The sequence below is a fragment of the Streptosporangium sp. NPDC006007 genome, from assembly GCF_040614315.1.
In the GTDB taxonomy this organism is placed as follows: Bacteria; Actinomycetota; Actinomycetes; order Streptosporangiales; family Streptosporangiaceae; genus Streptosporangium.
Genome location: NZ_JBEXUG010000015.1, coordinates 55,342 through 75,973 on the forward strand (window position 1 = coordinate 55,342; position 20,632 = coordinate 75,973).

The window sequence follows — 20,632 nt, forward strand, 5'->3', positions numbered from 1 at the left end:
CCGGACGGGAGCGGTCCCCGATCGGGGACCGCTCCCGTCCGGATCGGGTCAGAGCTTGCGCAGCACCGCCACGACCTTGCCCAGCACGGTGGCCTCGTCGCCGGGGATCGGGTCGTAGTTAGGGTTGTGCGGAACCAGCCAGACGTGGCCGTCCTTGCGCTTGAAGGTCTTGACCGTGGCCTCACCGTCGATCATCGCCGCGACCACGTCGCCGTTGTCGGCCACCGGCTGCTGACGGACGACCACCCAGTCACCGTCGGCGATCGCGGCCTCGATCATCGAGTCACCGGTCACCTGGAGCAGGAAGAGCGTGCCCTCGCCGACGAGCTGCTTGGGCAGGGCGAAGACGTCTTCGACGCTCTCCTCGGCGAGGATCGGGCCGCCGGCGGCGATCCGGCCGACGAGCGGCACATAGGCCGCGGTCGGGCGGTTGACCGGCGTCTCGTCGTCACCGGTGGGGTCCACCCAGAGCACCGGCTCGCCGGGCAGGCGCACTTCGAGGGCGCGGGGGCGGTGCGGGTCGCGGCGCAGGTAACCCTTGCGCTGCAACGCCGTCAACTGGTGCGACACGCTGGAGGTGCTGGTGAGCTGCACCGCCTCGCCGATCTCCCGCATGGACGGCGGGTAGCCGCGTCGCTGCACGGAGTCGCGGATCACCTCAAGGATCTTGCGCTGCCTGGGGGTGAGGCCAAGGGAGTCGCGCCTGCGCACGGCCAGGTCGCTGACGGCCGAAGCGTTCTCATTGTGCTCGCTCATGCGATCTCCTCGCTCCCGGTCTGTGCTGACTGCGTCGCACAGAGCAACCGTATCCTCGCCGAAGATCATATTCAAACAATTGTTCGAGTCGTCCTCGAAATCAGCGGCGTCGTGGTGTACAACATCGTACGGGAGTTCAATCGACATCGTGTTCGATTCATCGACCTTTCTTCGACGTGTGTTCGGCCATGTCGAGGGGATGGGGGGCGCACCGTGCAGGCGATCGAAACAAGGTGGGGGTCCCGGCGGCCGCCTGTCCGAAGGCCCGGGCCGGCGAGGGGTGGGCGTGGCCAGGCCCCGCCCCTCCGGCTCACCCGGAGGGGGAGGGTCGTGGTGGTGTCCGCGCTCACCGTCCTGACCCTGGGGGCCCTCTGGGTCGGCGCCCGCATCGACGCGGCCTCGGCGGGTGAGCGCAGGAGCCGCGAGGGGCTGCCGTGGGTCGTGGTGCGCAAGGGCGACTCGCTGTGGAAGATCGCCGAGGCGGTCACCACGGAGGGTGATCCTGCCTCGATGGTCCGCCTGATAATGGATGTCAACGACCTGTCCGACTCGGTGATCCAGCCGGGGGCCCGGCTTCATCTGCCCGGCGGTTCGGCCCGCTGAGAGGCCGGCGGGTCCGCCGGCGGGGAGGGGTGTGCGGGAGTGGCCGGAGGGGCGACACGCCCGGCCGTCCCCGGTGCGATGCGCTGATCAGGGACTTCGGCTCGCGGGGCCTGCCTAACTTGCGTTCATGGGCCGACACTTCTACGGTTGGACCACAACATCTAGTGGCTTCATCGCTCTACTCCACCATAGATTGTGTTTCTATTACCGCATCTCGACCATTCGAGGGGCGCGCGCGAGCGTCTTCGCGTGGAGGCTGTGGAGCACCTGGAGTAACACGAGAAAGGTGAGCCGCTAGGCAGGTCGAGGAGGCGACGCGCGTGCACTGTCCGTTCTGTCGTCATCCTGACACGCGGGTCATCGACAGCCGGTCCACCGAGGACGGCGGGGCAATCCGCCGCAGACGCACCTGCCCGGAGTGCGGACGCAGGTTCACCACGCAGGAGACGGTGTTGCTCATGGTGAGCAAACGCAGCGGGGTGACCGAGCCGTTCTTCAGGGACAAGGTGATCGCCGGAGTCCGGCGGGCGTGCCAGGGGCGGCCGGTCGACGAGGACTCGCTGGCCCAGCTGGGTCAGCGAGTCGAGGAGAGCATCCGGGCGACCGGGGCCGCGGAGATCGCGGCGCACGAGGTCGGGCTGGCGATCCTGGGCCCGCTCCGCGAGCTGGACGAGGTGGCCTATCTGCGATTCGCCTCCGTCTACCGCGGGTTCGAGACCCTGGCCGACTTCGAGGTCGAGATCGAGCAGTTGCGCGCGGAGCGGTCCGCCGGACACGACTGAGCCAGGCCCCGGGCGCCGGGGGAGAGCGGCGCGTTGATGTGGTCCGACTCAAGGGCTCCACACGGAGCCCCGGAAGGGGGAAGTCATGACGGAGACGGTCAGTGGCGCAGCCGCGCGTGGGGGCAAGCGGCCGCGTAAGGGGTTGAAGATGAAGCGCATCTTCACCACGCCCGGAGTGCATCCTTACGACGAGTTGTCCTGGGAGCGCCGCGACGTCGTCATGACCAACTGGCGGGACGGTTCGATCAACTTCGAGCAGCGGGGCGTGGAGTTCCCCGGGTTCTGGTCGGTCAACGCCGCCAACATCGTGACCACCAAGTACTTCCGCGGCGCGGTCGGCACCCCGCAGCGCGAGTGGAGCCTCAAGCAGCTCGTCGACCGCGTGGTGGGCGTCTACACCAGGACCGCGGTCGAGGAGGGATACTTCGCCACCGAGGAGGACGCCGAGATCTTCGACCACGAGCTCAAGCACGCTCTGGTCAACCAGGTCTTCAGCTTCAACTCACCGGTCTGGTTCAACGTCGGCACCGCCTCGCCGCAGCAGGTCAGCGCCTGCTTCATCCTCGCGGTCGACGACCAGATGGAGTCCATCCTCGACTGGTACAAGGAGGAGGGTGTGATCTTCAAGGGGGGTTCGGGCTCCGGCGTGAACCTCTCCCGGATCCGCTCGTCGAAGGAGCTGCTCTCCAGCGGCGGTACGGCCAGTGGCCCGGTCTCCTTCATGCGCGGCGCGGACGCCTCGGCGGGCACCATCAAGTCCGGCGGCGCCACCCGCCGCGCGGCCAAGATGGTCGTCCTGGACGTGGACCACCCCGACATCGAGGAGTTCATCGAGACCAAGGCGCGCGAGGAGGACAAGATCCGCGCGCTGCGCGACGCCGGGTTCGACATGGACCTGGGCGGCAAGGACATCGTCTCCGTCCAGTACCAGAACGCCAACAACTCCGTGCGCGTCTCCGACGAGTTCATGCGCGCGGTGCGGGACGGCGCCGAGTTCGGCCTGCGCGCCCGCCTCACCGGCGAGGTCATCGAGACGATCGACGCCAGGGGCCTGTTCCGGAAGATGGCCAAGGCGGCCTGGGAGTGCGCCGACCCCGGAGTCCAGTACGACGACACCATCAACGACTGGCACACCAGCCCGGAGACGGGCCGCATCACCGCCAGCAACCCGTGCTCGGAGTACCTCCACCTGGACAACTCCTCCTGCAACCTGGCCAGTATCAACCTGCTGAAGTTCCTGAAGGACGACAACTCCTTCGACATCGCGAGCTTCGTGAAGATCACTGAGTTGATCATCACCGCGATGGACGTCTCCATCACCTTCGCGGACTTCCCGACCGAGAAGATCGACCAGACCACCCGGGCCTACCGTCAGCTGGGCATCGGCTACGCCAACCTCGGCGCGCTGCTGATGGCCACCGGCCACGCCTACGACTCCGAGGGCGGGCGGGCCATCGCCGGTGCCATCACCTCGCTGATGACCGGAACCTCCTACCGCCGCAGTGCCGAGCTGGCCGCGGTCGTGGGCCCCTACGACGGCTACGCCCGCAACGCCGGCGCGCACAAGCGGGTCATGCACAAGCACGCCGCCGCCAGCCACGACCTGCGCACGGTGGGGAGCGTCGACCGGGCGGTGCACGCCGAGGCCTCCCGCCAGTGGGCGGAGTGCTTGAGGCTCGGCGACAAGAACGGCTACCGCAACGCCCAGGCCTCGCTGCTCGCGCCCACCGGCACCATCGGCTTGATGATGGACTGCGACACCACCGGCATCGAGCCCGACCTCGCCCTGGTCAAGTTCAAGAAGCTCGTCGGCGGCGGCTCAATGCAGATCGTCAACCAGACGATCCCCCGCGCGCTGCGGCAGCTCGGCTACCCGGAGGAGCAGGTCGAGGCGATCGTCGAGTACATCGCGGCCCACGGCCACGTCGTCGACGCCCCCGGCCTCAAGCCCGAGCACTACGAGGTGTTCGACTGCGCCATGGGCGAGCGGGCCATCGCCCCGATGGGCCACGTGCGGATGATGGCCGCGGCCCAGCCGTTCCTGTCCGGCGCCATCTCCAAGACGGTCAACCTGCCCGAGTCCGCGACGATCGAGGACATCGAGCAGGTCTACCTGGAGGGCTGGAAACTCGGGCTCAAGGCCCTGGCTGTCTACCGGGACAACTGCAAGGTCGGCCAGCCGCTCTCCGCCGCGGGCGGAAAGTCCCAGGAGAAGGCCGAGCCCACTGAGCCGGAGATCCAGGTCGTGGAGGTCAGCCGCCCGACCCGTCGGCGGATGCCGAACCAGCGGCCCGGCACCACCACCCGCTTCACCGTGGGCGGCGCCAAGGGCTACATGACCGCCTCGTCCTACCCCGACGACGGTCTCGGCGAGGTCTTCCTGAAGATGTCCAAGCAGGGCTCCACCCTCGCGGGCGTCATGGACGCCTTCTCGGTGGCCATCTCCATCGGCCTGCAGTACGGCGTGCCGCTGGAGACCTACGTCGGCAAGTTCGTCAACATGCGCTTCGACCCGGCCGGCATGACCGACGACCCGGACATCCGGATGGCCGCCTCGGTGATGGACTACATCTTCCGCCGCCTGGCCCTGGACCACCTGCCCTACGACGACCGGGCCGCTCTCGGGATCTTCTCCGCGTCCGAGCGCGCCGCCCAGCAGCGCGGTGAGGACCCGGCTCCGATCCCCGCCGACGAGGTTATCGCCGAGCTGGCCACCTCGGCCCCCATCGAGGCGCCGCAGTCCCGTCCGGAGGAGGCACTCGTGGTGACCGCCGCGCCGAAGGAGGCCGGTTCCCTGGAGTCCCATCGGGGCCGCACCGCCGACGCCCCGCTCTGCATGACCTGCGGCACCAAGATGCGCCCGGCCGGCAGCTGCTACGTCTGTGAGGGCTGCGGCTCCACCAGCGGCTGCAGCTGAAAGACGGCCCCATGGATCTTTTGAGGTTCGTGAGGTAGCGGGTAAGGGGGGTCGATGTGAGTCGGCTCCCCTTTTACGCGTCCCTGTGGGGTGATACCTGGGTGGGACCATGGTGTAGGTGATGCGACGACCGCGTAGATTCCACGGAACTCCTAACGACCCCTGACCGCTGCTCGGTGACGTCACTCACGATTGAGGAAGGTCAGGCTCATCAGTGCTTTTCGCGGGTGGAGAGCCTTGGATGATGGGTTCGGCCCCCTGGGCCGATTTCTCGGCCTGTGGTGAGTCCAGCCCGCTGGGAAAACTCATCAGGAGGGAAGGCCGCCTTCTTACCTGTCACGTTCCGCGGTGCTTGGTCAGGTCGTCGAAGTTACTTCCCTTGACGCCGCTGAGAAAGGCAGCCCACTCGGACGGAGAGAAGGCCAGTACCGTGCCTTTGGGATCCTTGGAGTCACGGACCACGAAGAGGCGCTCGGAGTCCACCCCGGCCTCGGCTTCAGCCTGGACGTCATCGGCCAGGGTGACTTCGATGCAGTTTGAGCCGTTTCCGCTGAGGGAGCTCTTGTGCCAGACGCCGACCTCGACACAGTTTTGTCCCGCACCACTACAGGAACTCTTGCGCCACACGACACGGGACAGATCTAGTTCAGACATTCCATACCCTTTCGCAACTGTCAGCCAAGCTGAGCTGCTGCCTCTGTGATGAGACGCCGGGAGTCCTCTGGGTCCAGCGCCTTGGCGCGGAGGTGGTCAAATGCCACCGTATAACGGTAGACCTCCGCATCACCCTCCACATAAAGACTGTCCGTCAGGTTCTCCAGAAACACCACATCCGGGTCTGACCGTTCGGGGAACTGAAGGATTTCAAACGCGCCGCTCGTGCCCGAGTGAGCCCCAGCGGCGAACGGCAGGATTTGGAGGGTTACGTTGGGCGAATCCGTTACTTCAAGAAGTCGCTTGAACTGGGATCGCATCACAGAAGGCCCGCCAACGGCACGGCGGACGCCGGCTTCGTCAATGATCGCCCAGAGACGAAGAGGGTCTTTCCGAGTGAGTAGTTCCTGCCTGGCCATGCGGATTTCGAGACGGCTTGCAACCTCACCGGGGGGTGAGAGAACCAAGCCCGCACGGATGATGGCACGAGCGTAGTCCTCGGTCTGGAGGAGACCGGGAAGGATCAAGGGCGCGAAGCTACGCATCGAGATGGCCTCGGCTTCGAGACCGATGTAGGCGGCATATTCGCTGGAGAGATCGCTGTACGCCTGCCACCAGCCCTTCTTGCGGGCGTCCCGTGTGAGTCTGAGCAGCTCCTCCTGCCTGGAACCATCTACCTTGTAGAGATCAAGGAGGCGTCCGACGTCCTTGGGAACGACACCTACCCGCGACGTCTCGATCCGCGAGAGCTTGGTGGCGGACCAGCCGAGCTGCTCTCCGACCTCCTCCAGGGTCAGCTGAGCGCGTTCGCGCAGGTGACGAAGCTCAGAGGCCAGTCGACGCCTACGTACCGTGGGACTTCCCGTTTGCCTCATGTTCGCCCTCCCTTGAGTCGTGGCCAACAGTAGCGGCTTCCTGACGTAGAGTGCCGAAGCTTTCTGGGAAGCAATTTTGCCTTTCAGGTGGCGCACTTGTGGCAGTCGATGCATGCTCTATGCGTATGGCCGATCACTATCCGTAGAAGTTGACGGCCAAGGGAAGCGCCACACGGCTGCGAGATTCACGAAGGGCAGGCGATCAGATGAAGGTGCGTGATCTTCGAGGGTGGGATGCCCACCTGGTTGAGTTGGCGTGGGAGTTGAACGATCTGGGGTTCGACTCCGTGGTCAGATTTCCTCCCGGCCGGCGGCCGAGTCTGGAGATCTTCCTCCCGCCGGAGCCGCGCAGGGGCAGAATGGCCCAGCGGGACCGTACTCTGGCCTCTTCCCGGGTCCGGCAGTGCGACCGGCGGTTTCAGGATCGGGTCCGGGGCGCCTTCGAGTGGATCGCGAAGACGGTGGCGGTGTGAAGGCGCTGGGGCTGCTGGGTCAGGTCGTCCTTCCCGGGGAGGTCGCCTCCGTCCCCAAAGCCCGGCACTACGTCCGTGACCTGCTGGCCGTCGCCGGTCACGCGCACCACGACGACGCGCTGCTGCTGGTCACCGAGCTCGTCACCAACGCGGTGCGCCATTCGCGTTCGGGTCGGCCCGGCGGCCGGGTGACGGTCGCGGTGGCCGACTGCGACGGGATGCTCCACATCACGGTGATCGACGCCGGATCGGCCGACCGACGGCCCCGGCTCCGCGCGGAGCCGGACGGCGCCGGAGGCGGCGGGCGCGGTCTCTGGCTGGTCCAGGAGCTGTCGGCGACCTGGGGCTGGCAGGAGATTCCGACCGGGCGCGCGGTCTGGTGCCAGGTGCCGGGGGTGAGGTGATGATCCAGTGGGAGTACCCGCCGCGCTGCCGGGATCCGCACGTGCTGTCCGCGCGGTCGCACTGCGAGGCGCTGCTGTGGAACGCTCCAAAAGACCTGCGGGGTGGGGAACGGGTCCGGCTGGTCACCTGGACCTGTGACTGCGGCCCGGCCTTCTTCGAGTTGTGCGAGGTGGGCGGCCTGAGGTTCATCCGCAGGACTCAGCGCGTACGGGGAACACTGTCGATCAAGGAGACCGACCGGTGGCCGCCCGGCGAGGCGGACGCCATGTGGACCGCCCTCCTCCACGGCCTGGTGCGATAGGCACCCCCGGTGCAGACGGCCTTTCGGGTGCCCTGGCGGGGCCGGAGCGAGGGGGCGACATGGTGGCGGACGGACCGGGGGGTCGTCTTGGACGGCTGCCGTCCGCGTGGCTTGAGTCTCCAGTGGGTGGAGCATGCACAGTGGTCGTCGTGAGCGAAGGCACGGAGTTCTTCACCATCGGGCAGCTTGCTCGCCGTACCGGCCTGCCGGTACGGACGATCCGCTTCTGGTCCGACATCGGCGTGGTCCCGCCCGCCGGTCGGTCCAGTGGCGGTTACCGCCTCTACGACGCGGAGGCGGTGGCCCGTCTTGACCTCGTCCAGACTCTCCGTGAGCTCGGATTCGGTCTCGACATCGTCCGGGAGGTGCTGTGCCGGAACACCACCGTCGCCCAGGTGGCCGAGACGCATGTCTCGGCGCTGGACGCGGAGATCCGTACCCTGCGGCTGCGCCGCGCCGTGCTCAGCACGGTGGCCAAGCGTGGCAGCACGATCGAGGAGGCACTGCTGATGCACAGACTGGCCAGGCTCTCCGCCCAGGAGCGGCAGCAGATCATCGACGACTTCGTCGACCGGGCCTTCGCCGGGGTCGCTCCCGGCGCACCCGCGCTCGGCATAGCGGACAACATGCGGCGGGTGAACGCCGACCTGCCCGACGACCCGGCCCCGGAACAGGTGGACGCCTGGATGGAACTGGCCGAACTCGTCGCCGACGAGGACTTCCAGCGACGGGTACGGCAGATGGTGGTCGCCGGAGGGGAGGTCGATCGGCCCGAGTCCGACCTGGACCACACCTCCGTCCTGGAGCATGTCGGACGGGCCCTGGAGGAGGGGATCGCCCCCGACTCGGCCGAGGGCCGGGCCGTCCTGGACCGCGTCGTGGCCCCCGGCACCCCGGCGGCGGAACGTGAGCGGCTGGTCGAGCAGATCGAGACGTTCACCGACGTCCGGGTGGAGCGCTACTGGCAACTGCTGGGCGTCATCAACGGCCGTCCTCCGTTCCCCTCGGCCGTCCCCGTCTTCGAGTGGCTGATCGCCGCTCTCCGCGCGGGCGGCGGTTCCTGAACGGCGGTCGGCTCTCGGCCGAGCCGGGAGAACGGATCGGCTGAGGGGTGAGCACGTCCGGCGACACGGTTCCCGGCGTGTCCGATTCCTGCAAGACCACGGTCGGCCCGTCCGATTAGGTTGATCCGTGTGGACACGATCCGGGGACCGACGTCTTCGCCGGCCGTGCCCACCTCGCGGTGTCGGGGGTGGGCGCCGGTCCGGCCCGGATCCGCCACGGCACCCCGTTTGCGCCGGTCGGAAGGAAAGCCGATATGGAAGCTCAACTGGATGTCATCGGCCTCGTCGTCGAGGACATGGCCCGATCGCTGGCGTTCTACCGCAGGCTGGGCCTGAAATTGCCGCCGGAGGCGGACGGAGAGCCGCACATCGAGACGGTGCTGCCCGGCGGGCTGCGCCTGGCCTGGGACACGGTGGAGACCATCCACTCGTTCGATCCGGACTGGCGGCCGCCCAGCGGCGGGCACCGGGTCTCCCTGGCCTTCCGGTTCGGCGGCCCCGCCGAGGTCGACGCAGCCTATGACGAGCTGGTCTCGCTGGGATACCGGGGGGCCAAGAAACCCTGGGACGCCTTCTGGGGGCAGCGTTACGCCGTTGTCCACGACCCGGACGGCAACGCCGTCGACCTGTTCTCCCCGAACGGCTGACAGAACGTCAGACTGGGTGGGTGATCGAGGATTTCGAGTCTCAGCGGCGGAGAATGTTCAGCCTGGCCTACCGGATGCTCGGCTCGGCGGCCGAGGCCGAGGATGTCGTCCAGGACGCCTACCTGCGCTGGCACGGGGCCGAAAGGCAGCACATCAGATCGCCTGGGGCATGGCTGGCCAAGGTGGTCACCAACCTCTGTCTCAACCGGTTGACCTCGGCTCGTGCCACCCGTGAGCGCTATGTCGGCTTCTGGCTTCCCGAGCCCGTGGCGTCCGGTGCGCTCGGTCCGATGGAGACCGCCGAGCAGCGTGATTCGGTGTCCATGGCCTTCCTGGTCCTGCTGGAACGGCTCACGCCGGCCGAGCGAGCGGTGTTCGTGTTGCGAGAGGCGTTCTCGTACGGCTACCGCGAGATCGCCGAGGTGCTCGACCTGTCCGAGGCCAACTGCCGTCAGCTCCTGCTCCGGGCTCGAAGGCGGGTTGGTGAACCCCGCAGGTTCGACCCTCCGGGCGAGCGGCGGCAAAGGATCGTGGAGCTGTTCCTGACGGCCGCGCGGAGCGGTGATCTGGCCGGGCTGGAACAGGTGCTCGCCGCCGACGTGACGGCCTGGGCGGACGGCGGGGGCAGGGTCACCGCGGCGCTGCGGCCGGTTGTGGGCCGGGCCAAGGTCGTCCGCTACGTGGCCGGGATCGCGGGCAGGTACAGGGCCGGGGCGGAGCTGGCCTATGCCGAGGTCAACGGGCAGGACGGGATTCTCGCCTGGCGCGGGGGCGACCTGGTCACCGTCTTCGTGGTGGAGGTCGCGGGCGGACGGGTCGCCGGGCTGTGTACGATTCTGAATCCGGATAAGTTGTCACATTTTCGAGTGCTCGCCGGTTCATAGGTGCATGACAGAGAACATCCTGGTCACCGGCGGTACAGGCACCCTCGGTCGCCACGTCGTGGACCGGCTCGCCGGAGCCGGTCACCCCGTCCGGGTGCTGAGCCGCACGCGCGGGCCGTACCTCGGTGACCTGAGCACCGGCGCGGGACTCCAGGCGGCGCTCGACGGGGTCCAGACCATCCTTCACCTGGCCAGTGACCCCCGCAGGGCCGCCTCGGACATCGAGGGCACCCGGCGACTGGTCACCGCCGCGACCCGGGGATCGCACCTGGTCTTCATCTCTATCGTGGGCGTCGACCGTCATCCCTACTCCTACTACCGGGCCAAGTTCCAGGCCGAGGGCGTGGTCGAGCGGTCGGGCCTGCCGTACACCATCCTGCGTGCCACCCAGTTTCACGACCTGGCGCTGCTCGCGCTGCGCGCCTCCGCCAGGCTGCCGGTTCTGCCGGTGCCGGCCGGAACCGCCTTCCAGCCGATCGACGCGGGGGAGGTCGCCGGGCGGCTGGTCGAGCTGGCGCTGGGGAGGCCGGCCGGTCGGGTGCCCGACATGGGCGGCCCGGAGATTCTGAACGCGGCGGAACTGGCACGGACCTATCTGAAGGCCACGGGCAGGCGTCGGGCGGTGCTGCCGGTTCCCCTCCCGGGCAGGGTGTTCGCCGCCTTCCGGCGGGGAGTGCACCTCACCCCCGAACGTCGCGAAGGGCACAGGACCTTCGAGGAATTCCTCACCCGGCCTGATGTCAATCACCGGACCGGGCCGCAAGGAAGGCCAAAGAGTCAGTAGATCAGGGTCGGTGAACCGAGGTGCCGAACTTCCGGTGATCAGGACAGTTGCTTTCCCGCGCGGACGGTGATGTGGGTGGGAGGGGTGATTCCCTCGGGGAGCAGTGGGTCGGGGATGGGGGGCAGCCAGGTGGTGGCGAGGGGGAGCACGCCCGCCCAGAGGCCCAGTGCCGCGTCCGGGCCGTCCCCGTCGTCCGGTGGGCCGGAGCTGACCTTGACGGACGCCTCAGCGAGGGAGATCGCCAGGATGGTCGTGGCGGCGAGTTCCTTGCGGCTGGGTTTTCTGGCGTAGTCCCACTGGCCGGGGGCGGCGTGCTCGGTCAGGATCCGGAGCGCGGTGAGTTTCTCGTCGCCCCGCAGGCTCCTGGGGACGCCGTACACCATGGCCGAGCGGTAGTTGACCCCGTGTTCGAACACCGATCTGGCCAGGACGAGGCCGTCCACGTGGGTGACCGTCACGCAGACCGTGTCCGGCGGGGTGAGGCTCCGGCTGGCGGCTGAGCCGTGGACGTAGATGTGGTCGGTGTCGAAGCCGTAGACCGTGGGCACCACCATCGGCACCCCGCCGGTCAGCACGCCGAGGTGGCAGACGAACCCGGCGCTCAGCACCTCGTGCAGCGCGGCTCTGTCGGTCCGGCCCTTCTCGCGGAGACGGCGGTGCCGCGTGCGATCCGTCGCGGACAGTTCGTCCAGTCCTGTTACCGGCGTCTCGGTCATGGGGGCCATTCAACCAGCCCCCAGGCGCGGTGAGAGACCCACCTCAGCGGGTCTCTCGTCGGGGTGTCAGGCGGCGGGGGTGGGGCCACCCGGGTGCGGGAACCTTAGAACGTTCCCGCCCGTGTAGGCGCGCAGGTCGATCACCTTGGCGTCGCCGAAGGTTCTGCGGCGAGTCGCGGAACGGATGGAACGGATATCCCTGATCTTGAGCCGTGCGACGTGCGACGGCACGACTGCAAGTCTCCTCATGATGAGCCCCCCGGCGTGATAATTCCGTTACATGAGATATGTACAGATTGCCGCGTAAGGCTGTCGTAAAGATCCGGTCACTGAAAGGGAATCAGTAGGGAAGCCGGCGGCCGGACGGAGTGCGCAGGTCCAGGCCGGAAGCGCGGCCGCGACGGTGCCGGCTCTGCGAACGGGCGACTCTGGTACGTCGCATGGTCTGCCTCCTCTCCTTGAACTCACTGACCTCACTCGCTCGGTACTCACTCGCTCGGGGTTCAACCGGCGTCCGGCCGGTGGAGGATACGGAGGGCCGGCTTGCACGGATGCCCGTGCAAGCCAACCTAACTCGGCCGTACGGCCGGAATCAACCAGTTTGATTACGCATTGAACCGGCCACCAGACGGGTAGTGACGCCGATCCGGTTCCAGGCGTTGATCGCCGCGATCGCCACCACCAGTGTGGCCAGCAGTTCCGGCTCGTAGTGCCTGGCGGCCTCCTCCCACACGTGGTCCGGCACCGCCTCCGCCCGGTCGCTGAGCCGGGTGGCCTCCTCGGCCAGCGCCAGCGCCGCCCGCTCGGCGTCGGTGTAGTACGGCGCCTCGCGCCAGGCGGCCACCGAGAACAGCCGCTCGTCGCTCTCCCCGGCCTTCTTGGCGTCGTGGCTGTGCATGTCCACGCAGAAGCCACAGCCGTTGATCTGGCTGACCCGCAGCTTCACCAGCTCCAGCGTGGTCCGTGGCAGCGCGCTGCGGTGCAGGAACTTCTCCAGGCCCGCCAGCGCCTCGTACGCCCCGGGGACGAGCCCCATTATGTTCATTCGCGGTTCCATCGAACACTCCTTGGTTTCTCCGGGTTCATCACGATGTCGATCTCGGTGATCCGGCCGCCGCCCGCGGACAGCCCGAACCGGAGAGCCCCGGCCGCGACGTGTCCGCGGGCGCGGGCCGCGAGCGGCGACGGGCGGCGGGGACCGCCCCACGGCCTCGCCCACCTCGTCGAGGCCGCCGAGCAGCCCGTAGGCCACACCGACCAGCCGTGGCCGGATGGCGCCGAACTCGGCCGCGAGATCTTCATCATCGTTCACGTAAGGAGGACCAGACATCTCCTGAGTGTGTGACATCGGCCGAACTATGGTGTCAAGCGGTGTGTCCAACAAGCCGGAACGGAGGCGGGAGATGAGCGCCGGGCTGATCGACGGGGACCCGCGGCGCCTGGGCGGCTACTGGCTGGCGGGGCGGCTGGGCGCGAGCCGCCGGGGCGTGGTCTACGAGGCATACGACGCCGAGGGCGGGCGGGTCGCGGTCAAGGTGCTCCACGGTGACGTGGACGCCGACCCCGAGCTGCGCGACCGGTTCCAGCGCGAGGCCGCCGCGGTCCGGCGAGTCGCCCCGTTCTGTACGGCGGCGGTCCTGGACGCCGGTCTCGACGGGCCGAGGCCGTACATCGTCTCCGAATACGTCGCCGGTCCCAGCCTGCGCGGGGCCGTCGTCGACGGGCGCCGCTTCACCGGAGGCGACCTACACCACCTGGCGACCGCCGTCGCCACGGCGCTGACCGCGATCCACCACGCCGGGGCCGTCCACCACGACCTGCGGCCAGGCACCGTACTGCTCGGCCCGGACGGTCTCCGAGTGATCGGCTTCGGGGGCGCCCGCGGGCCGGGCACGCCGTCGGCCGCGACCGGCCCGAGGCGGGCCGCCCCCGGCGACTCGGCCCCTGAGACCGCCTACACGGCTCCCGAGATCTTCACGGGCGAGTGCGCGGGCACGGCCGCCGACGTGTTCGCCTGGGGCGGCGTCGTGCTCTTCGCCACCACGGGGACGGACCCGTTCCGCGCCGAAGGCCCCGGCGGGATACCGTCCGTCCAGCCCCAGCTGGACATGCTGCCGGAACGGCTCCGCCCGCTCGTCGCCGCCTCGCTCGCCACGGATCCCCGGGCCAGGCCGGCGGCCGGGGACCTGCTGCTCGCCCTCGCCGGCGAGAACGACGGGCTCGACACTCCGCGGCTGCTCGCCGCCGGCGGTGCCGCGGGGGCCCGGATCCGCTCCGTCTCCCAGGATCCCGCGCTCGGCCCCCTCGCCGAACGGGCCCACGCCACGCTCGACCTGGCCGGGAGGGAGTTCCTCCCCGAGATCCTCCTCCGCCTGGTCACCGTGACCGACGACGGCGAGTTGACCGTACGGCGGGCGCGGTGGGCCGAACTCCTCGACGGGCGGCCGGCGGCCGAGGCGGCCGCCGTCAGGCGGGTGCTTCAGGTCTTCGCCCACCTGGTCGACCACGACGACCACGAGGTCTGGCTGTCTCGGCCCGCGCTGCCCCAGGCGTGGCCCCGGTTGCGCGTGTGGGTCCGGGCGAACCTGGACGGCCTGACCGCCCACCGCGGCATTCGTGCCGCCGCCCGGCACTGGCGGGCCCGGGGGCGCGGGAACGGCGACCTGTTCCGGGGCGGCACCCTGGAGAGCGCCGTTCGCTGGGCGGCGGTTGGACGCCGTGACCTCACCCTCGACCGGGCCGAGCGCGACTTCCTGGAGGCGTCCGTCGCCTTTGCCCGGCGCCGTGCCCGCCGGGGCCGGGCACTCTCGGTGGCCCTGGCCGGGCTGCTGGTGGTCGTGTTCGCAGCCGGGGCGCCCGCCGTACAGCAGGGCAGGCGGGCCGGCGCGGGCGGCGCGGCCGTCGCACTCCAGCGTGACCGGGCGGAGGCCAGGCGGCTCGCCGTGACGGCCGACGAGTTACGGGTCGCCGACCCGGTCAGGGCCATGCTGCTCAGCGTCGCCGCCTGGCGGCTGGCCCCGGTGACCGAGGCCAGGGCGAGCCTGACCGGTTCGCTGGCCCAGCGGGAGACGTCCACCTTCCATGATCCGGTCACCGCGTCACGGACGTTCCGGGCACTCAGCCGGGACGGGCGCACGCTCGTCAGCGCCGGGCGGGACGAGGCGCGAATCTGGGATGTGCGGACCGGCAGGCGCATCGGCGGTTTCCGGGGCATCGGCGACGACCCGCGGTGGGTCGCGCTGAGTCCCGGCGGCAGGCTACTCGCTGTGATCGCCGGACGGGAGCTGAAGGTCTGGGACGTGGCGAAGGGCAGGCCGACCGGCGCGGCCCTCGCGGTGCGGGACGGCGGTGGCGAGCCCCGTGCCCTCTTCGGCCAGGCCGAGGACCGGCTTCTGGTGACGGAGGGGAGGAGGCTCACGGTCTGGAACCTCACGACCGGCGAGAGGTGGTTTCCGCCGGTCGCGGGCGTGAACTCCTCCGCCTCCGCCGCGGTCTCCCCTGCCACCGCCTCCACGTCCTTCGCCTCCGCTCCCGCCTCCTCCGTCTTCTCCGTATCCTCCGTCGCCTTCGACGGGACCTCCGCCGCCACCTTCGACGTCACAGCCGACGGGCGTCGCCTCGTGGTCGGTGATCCGGGCCGGGGCGCGGCGGCTTGGACCCTGGAAGGCCTGCGCGGCACCCGTCTCGGAGACCGGTGCGCCGGCTGCGCGGCACGCGTGGCCTACAGCCCGGATGGCGCCATCGCCGCGGTGGGCGGTGAGGACACCGTCCGGCTGTACGACGCGGTCACCGGAGCCGACCTGGGGCGTGTGCTCTCCCGGGGCAACGGAGGTGTGCTGCGCTTCAGCCAGGACGGCCGTTTCCTGGCCGCCGCGGCCCGGACGAGCGTCAGGCTCTGGCGAGTTGAGGACGGCGAACTCCTGCTCACCCAGCGGATCGACGCGTTCGAACCCGCCGTCGCCTTCGACCCGGACGGGCATACCCTGCGTTATCTCACCGAGGGGTCGGTGACCGCCCTCGACATCGCCGACCTGACCAGGCCCGACGTGCTCAGAGGGGCCGGTGCGGCCTGGGCGGAGCTCAGCCCGGGCGGGCGGCTGCTCGCCGTCAGGGATGAGCGGTCGGACAGGATCCGGATCTGGGACGTCCGGCGCCGTGAGCCGGTCGCGACCCTGACCCTCGGCGCCGGCGTCGGCGGCTCTTCCTTCGGGATGGCCTTCAGCGGTGACGGGAGACGCCTGGCGGCCGTCGGCGGCGACCCGGCCGCCGGTCTGGAGATCTGGGACACCTCCACCTCCGAGCGGATCGCGGTGATCAGGACCACCGGGGACGGCCGGATGTCCGCCGTGGCGCTGAACGCCGACGGCACCGCGGTGGCCTCCCGGGTGGTGTACGCGGACCCCGCCGAGGGGCTCGGAGGGAGGGCGGGGGAGGTGTACGCCTGGGAGGTGCCCGGCGGCCGACGGCGCTGGTCCCACGCGGGCGGCCGTCCCGGCGCGCTCCGCTTCACCCCGGACGGCCGGGCCCTCGCGCTCGTCGGAGGCGAACAGCGGCTGCTGGACGCGGCGACCGGCAGACCCTTCGGCCTCCCGTACGGCCCACCGGCCGTCGACGGCCCGGTGACCGCGCTGGAGTTCGGCGGGAACGGCGCCGGTTTCGCCGTCGCCGACCGGGCGGGGCGGATCTCGGTGTGGGAGACCGCCACGGGGAAACGGGTGGGCACCCCGATCAGGGGCGGTGCGGGTGCCGGGGCCCGGCTGGCCTACTCGCCGCGCGGCGACGTGGTCGCCGCCGCCGCCGACGGGCGCGGGGGCGGGGATGACGGCGGGGGCGGGGCGGTGGCTCTGTGGGACATCGCGACCGGGCGCCGTCTCGGCAGGCCGATCCCGGTGGGCACCGGGACGTTGCGGTCGCTGGCGTTCACCGCCGACGGCTCCCGGCTGGTCACCGTCGACTCGGCCGGCACGCTGGCGGAACATCCGGTCGATCCGGAGCTGGTCGCGAGGGCGGTCTGTGAGCGGGCGGGCCGTGCGCTCTCACCGGCGGAGTGGACCACCTTCATGGGAGAGATCCCCTATCGCAAGATATGTCCAGGCTAGTCGCGCACTCCGCAGACAACCCTGATCGACCTGGGACGATTACCCGGGGCGCAGGACCTTGCACGGCGTCCGACCCGCGGCGACGCGGCACCCGCTGAAAACGGGGCCGGTGCGGGGGGCGCGATTTCTCACCGGACCGCACGTTGTTCACCGGCGCCGGTCAGGGAGGTGACACCACCCGCCGTACCGGTGTGGTGGACAGGCCGCAGACCCGGTAAAAGTACGTGGTCGCCGTACCGGCCAAACTTTCCGCTGGAAGATCGCATCCAACACCACATGAGAGTCGCGGCGAGTTTGACCGAAGGGGATCCGCAGTGCCTGGGGGAGTACCGGCTGGCCGGGCGTCTCGGTTCGGGCCGCCGGGGCGTGGTCTACGAGGCGTACGGCCCGGCCGGGCGGCGGGTGGCCGTACAGGTGCCGTCCGGCGATCCTGAGCTGTGGAGACGGCTCACCGGACAGGTGGCGGCGGCGCGGAGGGTGGCGCCGTTCTGTACGGCGGGCATGATCGACGCCGGTCTTGACGGGCCGGGGCCGTACATCGTCAGCGAGTACGTGGCGGGGCCCAGCCTGCGCGAGGCCGGCCGAGTCCTCGCCGGTCACGACCTGCGCCGCCTGGCCACCGCCGTGGCCACCGCGCTGACCGCGTTCCACCACGCCGGATTGGTCCACCGTGACCTCACGCCCGACACCGTGCTGTTCGGTCCTGACGGCCCTCGGCTGATCGGCTTCGGGACGGCGCGTGCCATGGGGGCGGCGCGTGCCACGGGGACGGTGTGGCCCTCGCCCTGGGGGATGGCGGACGCGGCCGGTACGGCGCCGCGGCCCGGGCCGCCAGCCGGTGCGCCGGCCTATACGGCGCCCGAGGTGTTCACCGGCGAGGAGGGCGGCGCCGCGGCCGATGTGTTCGCCTGGGGGGCGACCGTGCTCTACGCGGCCACCGGGGTGGACCCGTTCATCGGCGGGAGCCTGGGGGCCGTCATGCACCGGGTGCTCTCGGTGGACCCCGACCTGAGCGCCCTTCCCGGCCCGCTGCGCGTCCTGGTCGCCGAGGCTCTGGCCAAGGCCCCCCTCGCCAGGCCGTCCGCCCGGGACGTGCTGCTCGCCCTGGTCAGGCAGGACGCGCGGGTCTCACTCGGGCTCGCCGGGAATGCCAATGGTAATGAGGGCGCCGGGGAAGCCGGGAATGTCGGGGACGACTCCGGTGCCTCTCCGTTCGGGGGACCGGCGTCGGCGGAGTCCCCGCCCTTCGAACCCCCGCTTTTGGAACCCCCGCCTTTGGAACCGTCGTCCTTGGAACCGCGGTACGCGGAGCCGTCGCCGGTGGAGACGCTGACGGCCGGGGCGCCGTTCATGGAGGCGTTGCTCGCCGCGCGGGCACCGCTCACCACCGGGGCGGTGTTCGGCGGGCGGCCGCGGCTGATCGACGCTCTGCTCGCCGCGGACGCCCCCCTCACCACGGACTTCCTGCTCGTCGCGGGTGACCGGGTGGCCGCCGGGCTCCGTACCCCCTGTGACGACCCGGGGCTGGGGGCCGTGGCCGAGGACGCCTACACCGCGCTGGACCCGGCCGGGCGCGTGCTCGCCTCCAGGATGTTCCTCCGGCTCGCCGCCGCCTCCACCGATGGCCCGGCGGCTCCCCCGCCGGCCTCGGCGTCTGAGGAACGGGTCGCCGAGGCGTTCGGCCCCCTGATCGTCCGGCGAGGCGACACGGTCCGTCTTGCCCATCCGGCGCTGCCGTACGCCTGGCCCCGGCTGCGTGAGTGGATCGAGGTCGACCGGCGACGCCTCGTGACCCGTGCCCGGCGGATCCCGTCCGCCGTGATCTTTGTCATGGTGTTCGCGCTGGTCATCGCGGTGATATGGCTGGCGGCACCTGTCTGAGCCCCGCCTGTCCGGGTAGACCTAAACGGTAAAACGCCTGGAGTTTTCGGGAGAAGCCATGGCGAAGTGTGAAGTCTGCGGCAACGACTATGACATGACCTTCGAGGTGCACGCCCAGGGGGTCGTGCACGTTTTCGACAGTTTCGAATGCGCGATCCAGCGGATGGCGCCGGTATGCGAACACTGCGGTGTGAAGATCGTCGGTCACGGGGCCCAGGCCGAGCGGAGCTGGTTCTGCAGCGCGCACTGCGCCCGCCAGGAGGGCGCGGAGGCGATCGTGGACCGGGTCGGGATCCCGATGCAGAAAGGGACACGGAAGACAACCTCCGCATAGCGCTCACAACTCCGGCCGGGACCACCTGAGCCGGGACCACCTGATCTGTGGAGGGCCGCGCCGGGCCGGCCGGCGGCTCCGGGGTACTCGGGCGGACGTGGCCGCCGGCGCTCGTCAGGTGTCCCGGTCTCCGTTGAGGGCGTGTGTCAACCAGTCCAGCGAGCCCGTGCGGAGCGCCTCGTCCGCGAGACGCTGCGCGGACGGCGTCTTCAGGACGGCCAGCGAGCTGTCGATCCACGGCTGGACGTTCTGATGTCCCTGCTCACGATATTCGACGGCCTGGAGCAGGCATTCCAGTTTGTCGGCGTCGCGGGCGCAGACCGCCTCCAGGCTGGCCTTCTCCTCGTACTCGCCGACCGCGCCGCGCACCATCTCCGCCACCGGCCCGGGGACACCGCGTGTCTGGTCGGCGGTGACCTCCTCGTTGGGGGCCGCCGCGAGATAGCGCTTGCCGAGGTAGGGGATGTCGGTGATCCGTGTCTCCTGCGTGTCGTGGAACAGGCTCATGAACGCCGCGCGCTCGGGGTTGCCGCCCTCCAGCGCGGCGATCACGCTCGCGATGATCGCCGTTCGGAAGGAGTGGTCCGCGACGCTCTCCGGGTCTCGTACCCCGGCGACCAGCCAGCCCGTGCGACGGTAGCGCTTGAGCAGGCCGATCTCGTACAGCAGGCCCGTCAGTTTCGACATTTCCTCCGCCATGTGGCCCCCTTCCCTCCTCGGTGGCTCATGGGCAGAGCGTAGATGATCGCCCCGTGTTTCCGCCGGAACCGTCGCGACACGGCGACACGGGGCCGCAGGGCGCGAGGGATGCTCGCGGGCGTCCGCACCTGCCGGGTTCTCCTCGCGGTCACCGGTCACAGCGCTCGCCGCGCCCGTGGGCCTTTGCGGGGGGAGACCGCCTCGGTACGGCGTCCTTCGAGGATGTCATGTGGAGAACGACGGTTCCCACCCCCGTCCCGACGAGGGCGCCGAGGACATTGAAGAGCATGTCCGTGGTGTCGCAGCTCCGGGTGGACGAGAGCAGTTGGACGATCTCGATCGACACCGAGGTCGCCGCCAGCCCGGAGGCGACCCTCAGGGGGCGGCCGGTCACCAAGGTCCCCAGGAGTGCCGCCGGAACGTAGAGCAGCACGTTGAGGAGGTTCTGCGGGTCCACGATCTCGGCGATCCCCCTCGGGGCTCCGATCGAGCAGAGGAGCGGTCCGTCCAGCAGCGGGCGCAGTCCACCGGGCGGGATCCGCGCCGGCAGCGTGAACGCCAGGATGACCGACACGGAGAGCAGCCAGGCGAACGCCGGAGTTCTGCCCGAGCCGAGCAGACCGGCCACCCTCGCGGTGAGCAGCGCCGAGAGTACGGCGCAGATCATCAGCAGACAGGCGGTCGGCGTCCAGAGGCCGCGGTTCGACAGGAAGACCTCAACGGGCACCGGCATGGGCGTGCTCCACGTATGACTGCGG

General features: G+C 70.0%; 21 protein-coding genes. 13 read left to right on the top strand and 8 right to left on the bottom strand.

Annotation, left to right across the window (positions count from 1 at the left end; genetic code table 11):
* Nucleotides 1-48: 48 nt before the first annotated feature.
* Nucleotides 49-756, bottom strand: a complete 708-nt coding sequence (gene lexA, locus ABZ194_RS14550) for a transcriptional repressor LexA (protein WP_355596145.1) — start codon at nucleotides 754-756, stop codon at nucleotides 49-51.
* Nucleotides 757-1,089: 333 nt separating this feature from the next.
* Here lexA and ABZ194_RS14555 point away from each other — a divergent pair, with 333 nt between their 5' ends.
* The 3 genes from ABZ194_RS14555 (at nucleotide 1,090) to ABZ194_RS14565 (ending at nucleotide 5,058) form a co-directional block, all read left to right on the top strand.
* Nucleotides 1,090-1,359 carry a LysM peptidoglycan-binding domain-containing protein gene (locus ABZ194_RS14555; RefSeq protein WP_355596147.1) on the top strand — a complete coding sequence of 90 codons (270 nt, stop codon included), beginning with the start codon at nucleotides 1,090-1,092 and terminating at the stop codon, nucleotides 1,357-1,359.
* 320 nt (nucleotides 1,360-1,679) lie between these two features.
* Entirely contained in the window at nucleotides 1,680-2,141 is a 462-nt protein-coding gene (nrdR, locus tag ABZ194_RS14560) for a transcriptional regulator NrdR (protein WP_355596149.1), read from the top strand.
* 85 nt (nucleotides 2,142-2,226) lie between these two features.
* The gene (locus ABZ194_RS14565) at nucleotides 2,227-5,058 is read left to right on the top strand and encodes a vitamin B12-dependent ribonucleotide reductase (protein ID WP_355596151.1); all 2,832 of its coding nucleotides are present in this window, start codon (nucleotides 2,227-2,229) and stop codon (nucleotides 5,056-5,058) included.
* A gap of 336 nt (nucleotides 5,059-5,394) precedes the next feature.
* Here the strand turns inward: ABZ194_RS14565 and ABZ194_RS14570 are convergent, their stop codons facing one another.
* Both ABZ194_RS14570 and ABZ194_RS14575 read right to left on the bottom strand, forming a co-directional pair.
* Complete coding sequence (locus ABZ194_RS14570; RefSeq protein ID WP_355596153.1) at nucleotides 5,395-5,712, bottom strand: DUF397 domain-containing protein; 318 nt, start codon at nucleotides 5,710-5,712, stop codon at nucleotides 5,395-5,397.
* 20 nt (nucleotides 5,713-5,732) lie between these two features.
* A complete protein-coding gene (locus tag ABZ194_RS14575) occupies nucleotides 5,733-6,683 on the bottom strand; it encodes a helix-turn-helix transcriptional regulator (protein WP_355596155.1) in 951 nt (316 codons plus the stop codon).
* A 110-nt stretch (nucleotides 6,684-6,793) separates the two neighbouring features.
* Here ABZ194_RS14575 and ABZ194_RS14580 point away from each other — a divergent pair, with 110 nt between their 5' ends.
* The 7 genes from ABZ194_RS14580 (at nucleotide 6,794) to ABZ194_RS14610 (ending at nucleotide 11,145) form a co-directional block, all read left to right on the top strand.
* Nucleotides 6,794-7,060, top strand: a complete 267-nt coding sequence (locus tag ABZ194_RS14580) for a hypothetical protein (protein WP_355596157.1) — start codon at nucleotides 6,794-6,796, stop codon at nucleotides 7,058-7,060.
* Entirely contained in the window at nucleotides 7,033-7,464 is a 432-nt protein-coding gene (locus tag ABZ194_RS14585) for an ATP-binding protein (protein ID WP_355596159.1), read from the top strand. The genes ABZ194_RS14580 and ABZ194_RS14585 overlap by 28 nt, the downstream gene beginning before the upstream one ends.
* Nucleotides 7,464-7,766, top strand: a complete 303-nt coding sequence (locus ABZ194_RS14590) for a hypothetical protein (RefSeq protein ID WP_355596161.1) — start codon at nucleotides 7,464-7,466, stop codon at nucleotides 7,764-7,766. Before ABZ194_RS14585 ends, ABZ194_RS14590 begins: the two co-directional genes overlap by 1 nt.
* A 149-nt stretch (nucleotides 7,767-7,915) precedes the next feature.
* Complete coding sequence (locus tag ABZ194_RS14595) at nucleotides 7,916-8,830, top strand: MerR family transcriptional regulator (RefSeq protein WP_355596163.1); 915 nt, start codon at nucleotides 7,916-7,918, stop codon at nucleotides 8,828-8,830.
* Between the two features lie 254 nt (nucleotides 8,831-9,084).
* Nucleotides 9,085-9,477, top strand: a complete 393-nt coding sequence (locus tag ABZ194_RS14600; RefSeq protein ID WP_355596165.1) for a VOC family protein — start codon at nucleotides 9,085-9,087, stop codon at nucleotides 9,475-9,477.
* Nucleotides 9,478-9,497: 20 nt separating this feature from the next.
* Nucleotides 9,498-10,361: an RNA polymerase sigma-70 factor gene (locus ABZ194_RS14605; protein WP_355596167.1), complete on the top strand. Its 864-nt coding sequence runs from the start codon at nucleotides 9,498-9,500 to the stop codon at nucleotides 10,359-10,361.
* A gap of 4 nt (nucleotides 10,362-10,365) precedes the next feature.
* Nucleotides 10,366-11,145, top strand: a complete 780-nt coding sequence (locus ABZ194_RS14610; RefSeq protein ID WP_355596169.1) for an SDR family oxidoreductase — start codon at nucleotides 10,366-10,368, stop codon at nucleotides 11,143-11,145.
* 38 nt (nucleotides 11,146-11,183) lie between these two features.
* On the opposite strand, the gene ABZ194_RS14615 is transcribed toward ABZ194_RS14610, so the two are convergent.
* From ABZ194_RS14615 to ABZ194_RS14625, 3 genes are all read right to left on the bottom strand, one after another.
* Nucleotides 11,184-11,861 (bottom strand): pyridoxamine 5'-phosphate oxidase family protein, encoded by a 678-nt coding sequence (locus tag ABZ194_RS14615; RefSeq protein ID WP_355596171.1) that lies wholly within the window; start codon nucleotides 11,859-11,861, stop codon nucleotides 11,184-11,186.
* 66 nt (nucleotides 11,862-11,927) lie between these two features.
* A complete protein-coding gene (locus ABZ194_RS14620; protein WP_355596173.1) occupies nucleotides 11,928-12,110 on the bottom strand; it encodes a hypothetical protein in 183 nt (60 codons plus the stop codon).
* A 343-nt stretch (nucleotides 12,111-12,453) separates the two neighbouring features.
* Entirely contained in the window at nucleotides 12,454-12,918 is a 465-nt protein-coding gene (locus tag ABZ194_RS14625; RefSeq protein WP_355596175.1) for a carboxymuconolactone decarboxylase family protein, read from the bottom strand.
* A gap of 316 nt (nucleotides 12,919-13,234) precedes the next feature.
* On the opposite strand from ABZ194_RS14625, the gene ABZ194_RS14630 reads away from it, so the two are divergent.
* The 3 genes from ABZ194_RS14630 (at nucleotide 13,235) to ABZ194_RS14640 (ending at nucleotide 19,175) form a co-directional block, all read left to right on the top strand.
* Entirely contained in the window at nucleotides 13,235-16,960 is a 3,726-nt protein-coding gene (locus ABZ194_RS14630) for a protein kinase (protein WP_355596177.1), read from the top strand.
* Nucleotides 16,961-17,254: 294 nt separating this feature from the next.
* Nucleotides 17,255-18,841: a protein kinase gene (locus ABZ194_RS14635; protein WP_355596179.1), complete on the top strand. Its 1,587-nt coding sequence runs from the start codon at nucleotides 17,255-17,257 to the stop codon at nucleotides 18,839-18,841.
* A 58-nt stretch (nucleotides 18,842-18,899) separates the two neighbouring features.
* Nucleotides 18,900-19,175 (top strand): hypothetical protein, encoded by a 276-nt coding sequence (locus ABZ194_RS14640; RefSeq protein ID WP_355596181.1) that lies wholly within the window; start codon nucleotides 18,900-18,902, stop codon nucleotides 19,173-19,175.
* A 114-nt stretch (nucleotides 19,176-19,289) separates the two neighbouring features.
* Here ABZ194_RS14640 and ABZ194_RS14645 read toward each other — a convergent pair whose 3' ends face one another.
* Nucleotides 19,290-19,874, bottom strand: a complete 585-nt coding sequence (locus ABZ194_RS14645; protein ID WP_355596183.1) for an HD domain-containing protein — start codon at nucleotides 19,872-19,874, stop codon at nucleotides 19,290-19,292.
* A gap of 148 nt (nucleotides 19,875-20,022) precedes the next feature.
* A complete protein-coding gene (locus tag ABZ194_RS14650) occupies nucleotides 20,023-20,607 on the bottom strand; it encodes a VanZ family protein (RefSeq protein WP_355596185.1) in 585 nt (194 codons plus the stop codon).
* Nucleotides 20,608-20,632: the final 25 nt, after the last annotated feature.